Raw genomic sequence first — 13531 nt, forward strand, 5'->3', positions numbered from 1 at the left:
AGGACCCCTTGTCCGCATGCGCATCCTGCTTGCCCGTCACGGCGAAACGCCGTGGAATGCCGAAGGCCGCTACCAAGGCCAGATCGATATCCCGTTGTCGCCGATCGGCGAAGCCCAGGCCAAGGCGCTGGGGGAACGTCTGAAGTCCGTCGACATCACCCGCGCCGTCGCCTCGCCGCTCTCGCGTGCCCAGCTCACCGCCCAGCTCGCCCTGGGTGCAGACCGCGCCCCGATGCTGCAGACCGAGCCGGACCTGCAGGAAATCGCCCACGGCGAATGGGAAGGCCTGCTGGCCAGCGAAATCCACGACAAGGATCCCTCCCGCCTGCGCGCCTGGCGCGAAGAGCCCGATACCGTCCTGATGCCCGGCGGCGAATCGCTGCGGCTGGTGCTCGAACGCAGCTGGCGCGGCCTGGCCCGTGCCGCTGAAGGCCTGGGCGAGCACGACACCCTGCTGGTGGTCGCCCATGACGCCGTCAACCGCGTGATCCTGTGCCGCATCCTCGGCCTGCCGATCTCGCGCCTGTGGACCTTCCGCCAGGCACCGACCACGCTCAACCTGCTCGAAGGTCCCGACCTCGACCAGCTTGAAGTCGTCCGCCTCAACGACTGCGCGCACCACACGCCGTTCTTCGGCGAAGCCAAGCACCGCGCGCTGTAACGCACTGCGTCCCATCCTGCCGTCCGCCCCAACGATTCCGATCCAACGACCATGACCACCACCGCCCGCCCGCAGACCCTCTCCGATTGGCTCAGCTACATCGAGCAGCAGCACCCCGCCACCATCGACATGGGGCTGGACCGGGTGCGTACCGTGGCGCAGGCGATGGGGCTGGGCGCGCCGGCCGAGCGCAGCATCGTGGTCGGTGGCACCAACGGCAAAGGCTCCACCGTGGCCTTCATCGAGGCCATCGCGCGCGCTGCCGGCTGGAAGGTCGGTGCGTACACCTCGCCGCACCTGCTGCGCTACAACGAGCGCGTGCGCATCGATGGCCAGGACGCTACCGATGACGCCCTGATGGCGGCCTTCAACGCGATCGAAGACGCGCGTGGCGACACCACGCTGACCTACTTCGAATACGGCACGTTGGCCGCCCTGCAGCTGTTTGCGCAGGCGGGCCTGGATCTGGCCGTGCTTGAGGTCGGCCTTGGCGGCCGTCTGGATGCGGTCAACATCGTCGATGGCGACGTGGCGGTGATCACCACCGTCGACATCGACCACAGCGACTGGCTGGGCGAGGACCGCGAAGCGATCGGGACCGAGAAGGCCGGCATCATCCGTGGCTGGAAGCCGGTCATCCTCGGCGAAATCGATCCGCCCTCGAGTGTGCTCGCGCGTGCCTATCTGGTGGGTGCCAACGCCATCCGGGGGGGCAGCGATTTCTTCGCCGATGCCATCGATGGCGAGCGCTGGCGCTGGCGCGATGTCGGCTTCCGTATCGAACTGCCGCACCCGACGCTGCGCGGGCCCATCCAGCGCGCCAATGCCGCGACGGCGATCGCCGCGCTGCGTGCGCTGGATCGCCCGCTGCCGCGCACCGCCTTCATCGAAGGCGTTGCCGCCGCGCGTATCCGTGGCCGCCTGCAGGCCTTTGATCGTGACGGCGTGGAGGTGCTGGTCGATGTCGGTCACAACCCGCAGGCCGCGCGCGAACTGGCCACCGCGCTGAAGGCCAGTCGCGTCACCGGCGACACCATCGCGGTGTTTGCCGCCCTGCAGGACAAGGATGCCGCCGGGGTGGTCGAGGCCTTGGCCGATCAGGTCCAGCAGTGGCACTTGGCCGGGCTGGAGGGGGCACGTGCGCAGAGCGCCGAGGAACTGCGGGCACGCCTGGCCGCTACGGCTGCGGCCGGCGCGACACCGCACGCCACCGTCGTGGACGCCCTGCAGCATGCCGTGGCGCAGGCCAAGGCCGGCGATCGCGTGCTGGTGTTCGGCTCCTTCCACACCGCCGCGCAGGCGCTGCAGACCCTCGAACCCGGCGCCTGAGGGGGCTTTGCAGCGCCGTTCAGCCGCATCAGCCGCCGCACACGCGCGCACCCGTATAATCGCCGTGGCATTCCGCCGCGCCGCCTGCCTGCCTTCACGTGGATACTCCTCTGAAACAGCGACTGATTGGTGCCATCGTCCTGGTGGCGTTGGCCGTGATTTTCCTGCCCATGCTGGTCAAGGGTCCCGCACCTGACAGTGGTGTCGCCAACGTGCCGATCAGTGCACCGGCCGCGCCGTCGGATGGCCAGTTCGAAACCCGCGAGCTGCCGCTGGTCGCCCCCACCGGTGGCGCCACCGGCCTGCAGAGCGGGGCATCCACGACCCAGCCGCTGGCCGACAGCGCTGCGCTCGCCGCCGATCCGGCGCCGGCAGACACCTCGCCGGCCGTCGCCGCCGGCAACTACGCCGTCAGCTTCGGTGCCTATGCCACCGAAGCCGATGCCGACCGCGTCATCGCTTCGTTGAAGAGCGCCCAGCTCGCCGGCTTCCGCGAGCCGGCCACCATCAACGGTCGCCAGGCCTGGCGCGTGCGCGTCGGTCCCTACGCCGATCGCGCGCTGGCCGAAGCCGGCCGCCTGCAGGCGGTGAAGGTGCGCAATGACGTCAAGGCCGAGGTCATCACCCTGGATGCCCGCGCCGATACCGCGGTTGCCGCCACGCCGGCCGGCCCTGCACCGGCCCCGTCGGCGGCTCCGGCCGCCTCCAGTGCTGCCGCCGCGCCGGCGGGCAATACCGTGAAAACCGAATCCCTGCCGGCCGAGCCGGTCGCGGCCGCCAAGCCGGAACCGAAGCCGGCCGCGCCCGAGCCCAAGCCGGCCCCGGCGCCCAAGCCCGAGACTGCCGTCGCGGCACCGGCTGCTCCGGCGGCCCCGGCCGCCAGCAGCGTCGGTTTCGCCGTGCAGCTCGGTGCCTTCGGCCAGGCGGCCGAGGCCAATGCCCTGCGTGACAAAGTCCGCGCCGCCGGCTTCAGCGCCTTCGTGGAGCAGGTCCGTACCGACAAGGGCACCCTCAACCGGGTCCGCGTCGGGCCGGTCGCCAACCGCGCCGATGCCGAGAACCTCAAGGCCCAGGTGGCCGCCAAGGTCGGCGTGGCCGGCATGGTCCGCCCGCACCCCTGATGCCTGAGCTGCGCCGCCCCGCACCCGCTGGACGGCGCCTACCGCGCGGCCTGCCGGCATGATCGACATCGTCCTGCTGGTCCTGATCGGGGCCTCCGTCCTGCTTGGCCTGATGCGCGGCTTCGTCGGCATCGTGGTCAGCACGCTGTCCTGGCTGCTGGCCGGCTGGGCCGCGTTCCTGTTCGGCAATGACGCAGCCCATTGGTGGGCGGCGCCGCTGGAACCGGGCACCGGCCATTACGTTGCCGGCTACCTGGGGGTGTTCCTGATCGTCATGATCGCCGTCGGCCTGATCGGCATGCTGATCAAGGCGGCCGTGAAAGTGACCTGCCTGACCGGTGCCGACCGCCTGCTGGGCGGTGCATTGGGCCTGGTCCGCGGCGCCTTCCTGGGCTGCGTGCTGCTGATGCTGGCCGCCTTCACGCCGCTGCCGCAGGAGCCGGCCTGGCAGACCTCGCAGGTGCGGCCGCTGCTGCAACCCGGGGTGCGCTGGATGCAGGCGCAGCTGCCCGAGATGGCGTTGCCGGAGGTGAATCTGCCGCAACTGCCGACGATGGATTTGGGCAAGCCGCTCGCGACAGGCGATAATGGCGTCCTTGGCGAAGTAGTGGCAGGGCGCGGATGGCCGCGTCCCGTTGACGAGGGGAGGGAGACGGCACCTGCCGACGCTGCGGCGCGCGGGCCGACTTCCACACTGCCAGTCAATATCGAGCCGGCGCACCCGCGTCCGGACGACACCGCTCCGGCACGGAACGGTACCTCCGGCCAGGCACGGCCACCTTCACTGTAGATGGGCGCAGCCCAGCGGAGAATTCGCACCATGTGTGGCATCGTCGGAATCGTCGGCAACCAGAACGTCGCCGGGCAGTTGTATGACGGCCTGACCGTCCTCCAGCATCGTGGCCAGGACGCGGCCGGCATCGCCACCGCCGACGGCACCCGCCTGCGCGTGCAGAAGGCCAATGGCCTGGTGCGCGATGTGTTCGATGCCAAGCGGATGTCCACGCTGGAAGGCCGCGTCGGCATCGCGCATGTGCGCTATCCCACCGCCGGTTCGGAAGGCATGGACGAGGCGCAGCCGTTCTACGTGAACTCGCCGTACGGCATCGCGCTGGCCCACAACGGCAACCTGATCAATACCGAAGCCCTGCGCCAGCAGGTGTTCGAGCAGGACCGCCGCAACGTCAACACCGACTCGGACAGCGAAGTGCTGTTGAACGTGTTCGCGTTCGAACTGGACGCACAGCGCCAGCTGACTCCGGAAGCGGCGATCCGCGCCGTGGCCGCCGTGCACCGCCGCGTCAAGGGTGGCTATGCGGTGATCAGCGTGGTGCTGGGCCTGGGCCTGGTGGCCTTCCGTGATCCGCACGGCATCCGCCCGCTGGTGCTCGGCAAGCGTGCCCACGCCGAAGGCGACGAATACATCGTGGCCTCCGAATCGGCCGCACTGGACGTGCTCGGCTTCCAGCGCGTGCGCGATGTGCGCCCGGGCGAAGCGCTGGTCATCACCGCGCGTGGCGAGCTGTTCTCCGAAGTCTGCGCCGAACCGGTCGAGCACAGCCCGTGCATCTTCGAATACGTGTACTTCGCCCGCCCGGATTCGATGATCGACAACGTCTCGGTGCACAAGGCGCGCATGCGCATGGGCATCAAGCTGGGCGAGAAGATCCTGCGCCTGCGCCCGGATCACGACATCGACACCATCATCCCGATCCCGGATACCTCGCGCGATGCCGCGCTGGAGATCTCCAACACGCTCGGGGTGAAGTACCGCGAAGGCTTCATCAAGAACCGCTACATCGGCCGCACCTTCATCATGCCGGGCCAGGGTGAGCGGGTGAAGTCGGTGCGCCGCAAGCTCAACCCGATCCACCTGGAGTTCCGCAACCGCGTGGTGCTGCTGGTCGATGATTCGATCGTGCGCGGCACCACCAGCCAGCAGATCGTGCAGATGGCGCGCGACGCCGGTGCCCGCAAGGTCTACCTGGCCAGCGCCGCGCCGCCGGTGCGTTACCCCAACATCTACGGCATCGACATGCCGGCCGCCGAAGAACTGGTCGCGCACAACCGCAGCATCGAAGAAATCGAGAAGCACCTGGGCTGCGACTGGCTGATCTACCAGGACATCGAGGACATGGAAGCGGCGGTGAGCGAAGGCAACCCGGAGCTGAAGTCGTTCGATTCCTCGTGCTTCAACGGCGTCTACCCGACCGGGATCGAGCCGGGCTATTTCGAGCGCATCCAGCAGCTGCGTTCGGACGATGCCAAGCACAAGCGTCGCGCCTGAGGGCAGGGCATGAGTGACGTGTTGGACAGCGCGGCCGGCGATCTGCTGCAGGCCGCGCAGCAGTGCCTGGCCGAGCCGGATCCGTTGCGCAAGGTCGCGTTGACCCAGCACTACGCCGTGCAGTTCCGTGCCGGTCGCCTGAAGGCACCGGCCGATGCGCCGGCGCCGGAGCCGATCCGGATGCCGGGCCGCCCGGCCCGGCCCACACTCGTCCACCCGCGCGATCTGCCGCGTCGTGGCCTGGGCAGCGTGGAAGGGCGCGCGGCGTTCGTGCACGCCATCGCGCATATCGAACTCAATGCGATCGACCTGGCCTGGGATGCGGTCTACCGTTTCCGCGGCCTGCCGGGCTCCTTCCATGCCGACTGGGTCAGCGTGGCCGATGACGAATCGCGCCACTTCATGCTGCTGCACGATCGGCTGCAGGCCAACGGCTATGCCTACGGCGATTTCGACGCGCACAACGGCCTGTGGGAAATGTGCGAGAAGACCGCGCATGACGGGCTCGCGCGCATGGCGCTGGTGCCGCGTGTGCTGGAAGCGCGCGGGCTGGATGTCACCCCGGGCATGATCGTGAAGCTGCGCGCCGGAGGCGACCATGCCACCGCCGATGTGCTGGAGATCATCCTGCGCGAAGAGGTGGCGCATGTGGCCGCTGGTTCGCGATGGTACCGCTGGTACTGCACGCGCGAGAACGTCGAGCCACGCCCGCGGTTCATGGCATTGCTGCGCGAGTACGCCGGCGGCTTCCTGTATGGCCCGTTCAACCTCGAAGCCAGGCTGCTCGCCGGCTTCGACGAAGAAGAACTGGCCGAGCTGATCGAACAGACCGAACTGCGCGGTCAGGTGTTGGCCAGCACCACGCGCTGACCGTTTTCGGTCGGCCGGTTGACGTAGAACAGCCCTGGCCCCGGCCGATACGGCAGTTCCCGCGTGCCTTCATCGGCGGCATAGAGCAGCGCAGTGTCGCCCAGGGCATCGAAGTTCCAGTGCGCGGACTGCATTAGGTAATGCTGGCGAAGCGTGCGTTCCTGCGCGGCATCCAGCGGATGGCCGGCCAGCAACCGGGCCGCGATGGGCTGCAGTGCCGCGGGCAGTGCGAGTGCGGGCAACGCGTCCGGTGAGGTTGTCCAGGCGACACCTGCCGCGGCCGCACGCTGGTGCAGCAGCCGCAGCGCGATGAACTGGTAACGCGCATCGATCTCGCGGCGCAGCACCACCGCCGCGTACGCCCGCAGGGTGAATTGCGGCAGGACGCTGCGGCTGCCGGCGACCCGCTGCTGCTGCCAGTGGTGCCAGACATCCACCCAGATCGCGTCATCCCCCAGCCCCAGTGCGCGCTGCCAGCGCCGACACGTCGCCTGTGCGGCGCGGTAGACCGTGCTCGCGCGCAGCAGCGCCAGCGGCGGTACATCGCCTGCGGCCAGTCCGGTGCCACGCAGCAGCTGTCCCTCCGGCCGGCTCAGCAGCTTGGGTCCTTCGATGCGCTGGTCGTAGCCGCCGCCGATGTTGGCGTGCACGCCTGGCAACGCGATCTCTTCATGTTCGGGCGCCACGCTGGTCAGCGCGAAATGCTCGCGGTGCTCATCGCGCGCGACCAGCTGCACTACCTTGTCCGCGCAGCCGGCGGGCAGGGCGACCACCGGCATCTCATCGCCATGCTGGCGGCCGATCGCCACCACGGTATCGAGCAGGCCGACGAAGCGCACCGGCCGCACCGCGTCTGGAAATCCCGGCGCCAGTGACCAGCCCGAGCGCACCAGTTGCTCGCGCAGCCACGCGGCGGCACCGGGTGCGTTGAGCACGTTCATCGCGTCGCGCGCGCTGGCCGCGCCACGCGAATAGCCGAACAGATCCATCCGCACGCTGCCGAGTACGCGGCCAGGGTGCGCACGGGCGAGCTGGCGCAGCGCGTCGGGCAGCATCTGCTCCAGCGCCCGGCGTCGCTTCGCGCGGACACCGGTGCGACCGATGCCGAACGCCAGCCCCAACAGGTCGTCGTCTTCACCGGTGCGCGTGCCCACGCCCTCGATATAGAGCGACAGCGCGAGCGTGTTGCCTGCGGGCGGCATCTGCCGATGGTCCGGATACAGCGCATGCAGCCGCGCGATATTGGTCAGGCCGTTGCTGTAGCTGCTGGTCAAGCGGCTCTGGTACGGGGAGGCATCATCGGCGACCACGGCCGGTGGGCGCGGTGTGGGCGTCGTGGCGCCTGCCGGGCGTGAGGCGCGCTGCAGGTTGTCAGCGTTGTTGCGGGTGCCGTCGAAGAACAGACCGATGTGCAGGGACACCGTCGGCGCCGTCGTCGGTTGGGTAGCTGCCACCACCATATCGTCCCTGCTCCCCGAGGATGCCCGGCTAAGGTAGCGCGGAAGCCCCGCGCCGGAACAGCACGGCAGGCCAGGCCGCTGCCGGCGTCAGGTCGCCAGCGAATCCAGTGTCCAGCCGTCCGGCGTGACGCGCAGCACCGAACCCTGCTCGTACCAGTCGCCCAGTACGATGCGGGTGCAGTCGCGCCCGCCGGCCTGCAGCGCGTGGATGGCCGGGCGGTGGGTGTGGCCGTGGATCATCGTGTCAACGCCATAGCGGCCGAACGTGGCATCCACTTCCGCCGGCGCGACATCGGTGACGGTCTCGAACTGGGCACGGTCACCCTGCTTCATTTCCGACTGGCGTGCCTGGCTGGCATCGCGCGCCTTCTGTGCGAAGGCGATGCGCGCGGCCAGCGGCTGCGACAGGAACTGCGCCTGGAACACCGGGTCGCGGGTCTGCGTGCGGAACTGCTGGTAGGCGATATCGTCGGTGCACAGCAGGTCGCCGTGCTGCAGCAGCACCGGGCGGCCATACAGATCAATCACGCTCGGGTCGGGCAGGATCGTGAATCCCGCGCGGCGCGCGTAGTCCTCGCCGACCAGGAAATCGCGGTTGCCGCGGATGAAGTACACCGGCACGCCGGCATCGGCCACGGCATGCAGCGCGACGGCCACCGCATCGGCGGCCGGGGAGGGCGTGTCATCGCCGATCCAGGCTTCGAACAGATCGCCCAGGATGTACAGGGCCTCGGCCTGCATCGCTTCATCGCGCAGGAAGGCCAGGAACAGGTCGGTGATGGCTGGACGACTCGGGTCCAGGTGCAGATCGGAGATGAACAGCGTGGTCATGGACCCATTGTAAAACGGGATCACGGGGCGAGGCAGCGCGACAGGTGAACTGCCCTTGTCGAGTCGAAAGGGGGCGCGGCGATCCTGGCTACAACGGCAGCCATTGCAGGCTGGCGGCGGCCAGCAGTGCGGCGATGCCGGTCGCGGCCAGCACATCGCTGGGGTAGTGCAGGCCCAGCACCACCCGCGACAGGCCGATCAGCACGGTGAAGGGCACCAGCAACGGGGCCAGCCACGGGTAGTAGGCCAGTGCCACGATCGTGAAGGACACCGCGTGCAGAGTGTGCCCGGACGGGAAACTGAACTCGTCCAGCGGCGCCACCCAGGCGCGGATGCGCAGGTCGGCGGCAAATGGCCGCGGGCGGCGCGTCCAGCGCTTGAGGCCCTTGTACAGCAGCAGTGCCATCAAGCCGGTGGCGGCCATGTGCAACGAAGCACGCAGGCCATCCAAGCCGTCCAGCAGCACCAGCGCGCCCATCAGCGCGTACCAGAACGCGCCATCGCCCAGGCGGCTGATCACCGCGAAGGCATGGCGGATCCGGCGGTGCCGACAGTAGTGGTTGGCGCGGCGGCACCAGCGGGTTTCGCGCCCGCGCAGGGCATCAAGCGGCGTGGTCGGCATGCGGCCTCCGGGCCTGGGCCAGTTCAGCCAGCAGCGCATCGAACTCGGCGACCACGTGCTGCGGATGCAGCCGCTTCATCGCGGTGGCGGCAGTGCGGCCGAGCCGGTGGCGCAGGGCGTCGTCGCCGGCCAGCTGCACGGCGGCGGTCACAAACTCGCTGTCGTCATTCACGGCGATGCCGCTCTCATCGGTGCGCAGGTATTCCCGGGCGGCGCCGTAATCGAAGGCGACCGTGGCCAGACCGCTGGCCATGGCTTCAAGGGTGACGTTGCCGAAGGTCTCGCTGCGGCTGGGGAACAGGAACAGATCGCCGCTGGCGAAGTGCCGCGCCAGCGCATCCCCGCGCTGCACGCCGCAGAAGATGAAGTCCGGATTGTCGTGGGCCAGCTTGGCGCGTGACGGGCCATCGCCGACGAACACGAACCGCGCCTTCGGCCGCACCTGCTGCAGGCGGCGGAACGCTTTGACCGCCAGCCCGAGGTTCTTTTCCGGGGCGATGCGGCCGACGTAGATCGCGGCGAAGCCGTTGCCATCGATGCCCCACTCCTCGCGCAGCGCCGGGTCACGGCGCTCGGGCTCGAACTGACTGCTGTCCACGGCGCGCGCCAGCAGGCGCACGCGATCAAAGCCCTGCTCGCCGAGGAACTGCTGCAGCTCCTGGGTCGGCACCAGGGTGGCATCGGCCTGGTTGTGGAAGCGGCGCATCCAGCGCAGCGCGGCGGCCTGCAGCCAGGCCACGCCGTAGTCGGGCAGGTACTCATCGAAGCGGGTATGGAAGCCGGTGGCGACCGGAATCCCGAGGCGCCGCGCGGTGCGCAGTGCCGACCAGCCCAGCGGGCCTTCGGTGGCGATGTAGATCGCGTCCGGACGCTGCTGCTGCCACTGGCGGGCCAGGCGGGAGGGTGCGGGTAGGCCGAAGCGCAGGCCGGGGTAGCGCGGCAGGTTGGCGCCGGTGACCAGCACCGTGCCGTCCACCGCCTCGACATCGGAGGGTTGCCGGGGCCGGACCAGATCGACCTGATGGCCGGCGGCACGCAGCCCCAGTTCCAGGCCCTGCACGGTCAGGGCGACGCCGTTGACTTCCGGGGGATAGGTTTCGGTGACGATGGCATAGCGCATGGCGGGCCTCCGGTATGCCACGCATGCTGGGTCCGGGCGATGTAGCCGACATGACCGCCGTATGACGCCGGCATGACGCGCACGCCGGCAGAAAAAAACCACGGCCCCGAAGGGCCGTGGTGATCGAGCGAGGTTACCGGGCGGCGATCAGAAACGCTGCTGGTACTTCATGTACAGGAAGCGGCCGATGTCGTAACCGCCGTAGTACGAGAACGTCGAGTTCGGCTGGGTGTACATGATCGGGCCGTACTTCTCGAACACGTTGTTGGCACCGACCGAGACGGTGGCGTCCCACGGCAGGGAGTAGCGGAACTGCACGTCGTGGAAGGTGACCGAGCCGCGCTCGTTGTAGTCACGCGAGCCGGCATACCACGGGGCCTGCACGCCGGGGTCGGAGCACTCGTCCGGTCGGGCTCGTGCGTTGATGCAGCGTTCCTTGACGCCGGAGTAGTAGCGGGCGGTCCAGCTGGCGCCGAAGTTGCCCACGTCCCAGCCCAGGGTCAGGTTGGAGCGCACGCGGAAGCCGCTGCCGATGCCGTTTTTCGTTTCGGGCACCACATCAGCGTCGTTGGTGGTGCGCTCGAGGTAGGAACTGACATAGGTCGTCGTCCACCCCGTGCTCAACTTGCCATGGCGGGTATCCAGGTGGTGGCTCAGCTCCAGGTCGTAGCCTTCGGTTTCCAGGAAGCCGGAGTTGCGCCTGCCGTACGTCAACTGGTCCACGATGCCGGTGACCGGATCGCGGGTGAAGCCGCTGCAGCGCGAGGTGATGCCCTGCTCATAGCAGTCGCGCAGCATGTCGTTGGGGTGATCGTTGACGATGGTGTTGTCGATGCGGACCTTCCACCAGTCCAGCGCCACGTTGAGGTGGGGCACGAAGGACGGGCTCCAGACCAGGCCCAGCGTGCGGCTGGTCGAGGTTTCCGGCTGCAGGTCAGGGTTGGAGCCGTTGGTGAACGGCACCGGGGTCTGGTCGCTGCTGCTGGTGATCGGCACGCCGCCCTGGCGCAGCTGGCGGTAGGCGTCGGCATTGGCGATGTCGGCAGCGCACCGGGCACGCACCTCGGCACTGCTGGCCGAGGCCCCGTAGACGGTGTCGCAGGGGTCACGGTAGCCGGTGGTGAAGGTTTCCGAACCGCCGCCATACAGATCGGAGATGGTCGGCGCGCGGAAGCCCTGCGCCCACGTGCCGCGTACCAGCAACTGTTCGATCGGCTTCCACTTGAAGCCGAACTTGCTGTTGAGGGTGGTGCCGAAGGTGCTGTAGTCCGAGTGGCGGGTGGCGGCGCTCAGGCTCAGCTCGCGCGCACCCGGCAGGTCGGCAAGGATCGGCACGCTCAGCTCCAGGTAGGCCTCATTGACCTTGTAGCTGCCCCCGGTCGGGCCGGCGGCCAGGTTGGTGGTGGCGCCGCTCTGGGCCAGCGCATCGGGGATGAACTCACCGGCCTCCTTGCGCGTTTCCACGCCGAAGGCGAAGCCCAGATCACCGGCCGGCAGGGTCATCACCGTACCGGCGATGCTGGCGAACGCATTGCGGGTGGTGGTCTTGCCGCGCGTGATTTCCGGCGGGAACAGATGGTCGATCAGGGCCTGGTTGCCGCTCAGCCCATTGGGGTCGTTGCTGCCATACGGCGCCAGCGGGTTCCACGGCATGCAGCCCGCGATCGGTGCGCCCGGGACGCCACATTCCACCTTGCCGGTGGCCTCGTTGTAATACGACGGGCCGACCGCGTTCTTGACCCGTTCCTTGTGCAGATTGCCGGTCGACCGCTGCAGCAGTTCGCTGCGGTTGTACTGGTAGCCCACTTCCCAATCGAAGTAGCGCTCGCCCACCTCGAAGCTGCCTTCCAGCGCGGCCACGGCGCGCCAGGTGGTCAGCTCGCTGGTGCTGACCCGCGGAACCTCCCAGGCGCGGCGGTTCCAGGCGATGTCGGTGGGGGTGTCATAGCCGTGGTGGTTGCCGAACGGATTGAACCAGCTGTCGGCCGACATCCGCCCGATACCGGCGGTGGCGGACTGCAGCGGATAGCCGGCCACCTGGCGGGTGGACGTGCGCTTGTTGTAGCCCAGCTGCGTGGTCAGGCGGATGTCGTCGGTCAGGTCCACGCGCCCATCGAGGAACAGCGAATCGCGCTTGAGCGGCGAGATCAGGTGCATCTGCTCCTGTGCGTTGCTGACATCACCGGTGAACGGGGTCAGATCGCTGAGATGGTAGTTGGCCGGGTTGGTCGGGTCGGCGCCGCGATCCAGCGAATAATTGCAGCCCGCCGCGGCGGTGCAGCCCGGGCCCCTCAGGCCAGTGATCTGGCCCCACTGGCTGAGCTGGGTCCAGTTGTCGCCGGGGTGGCGGGTGGTGTTCGGGAATTCGCTGAACCAGCGGTTGCGTGCCCAGACGCCCTTCTCTTCGGTGTGCTCGGCCGAGAAGGTCAGCGAGGCGCGGTCGTTGGACCAGCCGGCCACCACATCGACACTGGTGCGCGCGCCATCGCCCTGGCTGTACTGGCCCTGGTAGACGTTGGCGGTCACGCCGCTGACGTTGCTGCGGGTGATGATGTTGATCACGCCGGCCATCGCGTCCGAGCCATAGATCGCCGAGGCGCCATCCTTCAGCACCTCCATGCGTTCGATCGCCGAGACCGGCACGCTGGAGATGTCCTGGTAGCCGCCGGTGTTGATGCCCAGACGCTTGCCGTTGATCAGCACCAGGGTGCGTTGTGCGCCCAGGTTGCGCATGTCGATGTAGGTGCCGCCGGCATTTTCGCCGGCAGCGAGCACGTTGGAGCGGCTCAGCGCCGGGCTGCCGACCGCGGTCAGGTTCTGCAGGATATCGGCAACTGAACTGAAGCCCTGCCGCTCGATGTCGGCGCGGCTGATCGCGAGCACCGGCTGGGCGGACTCGACATCGACCTGGCGGATGCGCGAGCCGGTGATCTCGATGCGGTCCAGGGTGGTCGGGGTAGCGTCCTGGGCGAGGACGGCGGTGGATGCCAGGCCAGCGGTGCCGGCGACCAGGGCCAGGCGGATCGCCTGCCCCAGCGGGGTAGTGGATGAAGACATGATCGACTCTCTCTCTAATCGGAACGACGGCCAAGAAGTCGGCGGACCCAAGTACCGCCTTCTTCAAAAATCCAGCCCAATGAAGGCCGGTGTCCCGAGAGTAGATCGATTCGTTAAGCGTTCATGAAGGACATGTGAGGTCGTTCTCACAAATACGTCATGGGCCGTGCGTT

The 13531-nt window shown here is 68.6% G+C and carries 11 protein-coding genes; 6 read left to right on the plus strand and 5 right to left on the minus strand.

The features are described 5' to 3' along the window. Positions 1-16: 16 nt before the first annotated feature. From ABE472_RS14565 to ABE472_RS14590, 6 genes are all read left to right on the plus strand, one after another. Positions 17-661: a histidine phosphatase family protein gene (locus ABE472_RS14565; RefSeq protein WP_313209597.1), complete on the plus strand. Its 645-nt coding sequence runs from the start codon at positions 17-19 to the stop codon at positions 659-661. Between the two features lie 51 nt (positions 662-712). Further along, on the plus strand, positions 713-1990 hold the full coding sequence (gene folC / locus ABE472_RS14570; RefSeq protein WP_346466515.1) for a bifunctional tetrahydrofolate synthase/dihydrofolate synthase: 1278 nt from the start codon (positions 713-715) through the stop codon (positions 1988-1990). 98 nt (positions 1991-2088) lie between these two features. After that, positions 2089-3111 carry an SPOR domain-containing protein gene (locus tag ABE472_RS14575; protein ID WP_346466516.1) on the plus strand — a complete coding sequence of 341 codons (1023 nt, stop codon included), beginning with the start codon at positions 2089-2091 and terminating at the stop codon, positions 3109-3111. A gap of 58 nt (positions 3112-3169) precedes the next feature. Then, positions 3170-3901, plus strand: a complete 732-nt coding sequence (locus tag ABE472_RS14580) for a CvpA family protein (RefSeq protein ID WP_346466517.1) — start codon at positions 3170-3172, stop codon at positions 3899-3901. 30 nt (positions 3902-3931) lie between these two features. Further along, positions 3932-5398 (plus strand): amidophosphoribosyltransferase, encoded by a 1467-nt coding sequence (purF, locus tag ABE472_RS14585; RefSeq protein WP_019185825.1) that lies wholly within the window; start codon positions 3932-3934, stop codon positions 5396-5398. A 9-nt stretch (positions 5399-5407) separates the two neighbouring features. Then, entirely contained in the window at positions 5408-6268 is an 861-nt protein-coding gene (locus tag ABE472_RS14590) for a ferritin-like domain-containing protein (protein WP_313217344.1), read from the plus strand. On the opposite strand, the gene ABE472_RS14595 is transcribed toward ABE472_RS14590, so the two are convergent. From ABE472_RS14595 to ABE472_RS14615, 5 genes are all read right to left on the minus strand, one after another. After that, a complete protein-coding gene (locus tag ABE472_RS14595) occupies positions 6241-7728 on the minus strand; it encodes a DUF2235 domain-containing protein (RefSeq protein WP_346466518.1) in 1488 nt (495 codons plus the stop codon). The two genes, ABE472_RS14590 and ABE472_RS14595, sit on opposite strands and share 28 nt — an antisense overlap. 87 nt (positions 7729-7815) lie before the next feature. Then, the gene (gene lpxH / locus ABE472_RS14600; RefSeq protein WP_313217347.1) at positions 7816-8559 is read right to left on the minus strand and encodes a UDP-2,3-diacylglucosamine diphosphatase; all 744 of its coding nucleotides are present in this window, start codon (positions 8557-8559) and stop codon (positions 7816-7818) included. Positions 8560-8647: 88 nt separating this feature from the next. Beyond that, on the minus strand, positions 8648-9181 hold the full coding sequence (locus ABE472_RS14605) for a phosphatase PAP2 family protein (protein ID WP_313209580.1): 534 nt from the start codon (positions 9179-9181) through the stop codon (positions 8648-8650). Then, positions 9162-10301: a glycosyltransferase family 1 protein gene (locus tag ABE472_RS14610; protein WP_346466519.1), complete on the minus strand. Its 1140-nt coding sequence runs from the start codon at positions 10299-10301 to the stop codon at positions 9162-9164. The genes ABE472_RS14605 and ABE472_RS14610 overlap by 20 nt, the downstream gene beginning before the upstream one ends. Positions 10302-10448: 147 nt before the next feature. Further along, complete coding sequence (locus ABE472_RS14615) at positions 10449-13358, minus strand: TonB-dependent receptor (protein ID WP_346466520.1); 2910 nt, start codon at positions 13356-13358, stop codon at positions 10449-10451. Positions 13359-13531: the final 173 nt, after the last annotated feature.

Source organism: Stenotrophomonas sp. TWI809, assembly GCF_039673205.1.
Lineage (GTDB): Bacteria > Pseudomonadota > Gammaproteobacteria > Xanthomonadales > Xanthomonadaceae > Stenotrophomonas.

Coding starts and splice junctions, on each gene's coding strand:
- ABE472_RS14565 (WP_313209597.1), top strand. CDS start 17: ATGCGCATCCTGCTTGCCCGTCACGGCGAAACGCCGTGGAATGCCGAA.
- folC (WP_346466515.1), top strand. CDS start 713: ATGACCACCACCGCCCGCCCGCAGACCCTCTCCGATTGGCTCAGCTAC.
- ABE472_RS14580 (WP_346466517.1), top strand. CDS start 3,170: ATGATCGACATCGTCCTGCTGGTCCTGATCGGGGCCTCCGTCCTGCTT.
- purF (WP_019185825.1), top strand. CDS start 3,932: ATGTGTGGCATCGTCGGAATCGTCGGCAACCAGAACGTCGCCGGGCAG.
- ABE472_RS14590 (WP_313217344.1), top strand. CDS start 5,408: ATGAGTGACGTGTTGGACAGCGCGGCCGGCGATCTGCTGCAGGCCGCG.
- ABE472_RS14595 (WP_346466518.1), bottom strand. CDS start 7,728: ATGGTGGTGGCAGCTACCCAACCGACGACGGCGCCGACGGTGTCCCTG.
- lpxH (WP_313217347.1), bottom strand. CDS start 8,559: ATGACCACGCTGTTCATCTCCGATCTGCACCTGGACCCGAGTCGTCCA.
- ABE472_RS14605 (WP_313209580.1), bottom strand. CDS start 9,181: ATGCCGACCACGCCGCTTGATGCCCTGCGCGGGCGCGAAACCCGCTGG.
- ABE472_RS14610 (WP_346466519.1), bottom strand. CDS start 10,301: ATGCGCTATGCCATCGTCACCGAAACCTATCCCCCGGAAGTCAACGGC.
- ABE472_RS14615 (WP_346466520.1), bottom strand. CDS start 13,358: ATGTCTTCATCCACTACCCCGCTGGGGCAGGCGATCCGCCTGGCCCTG.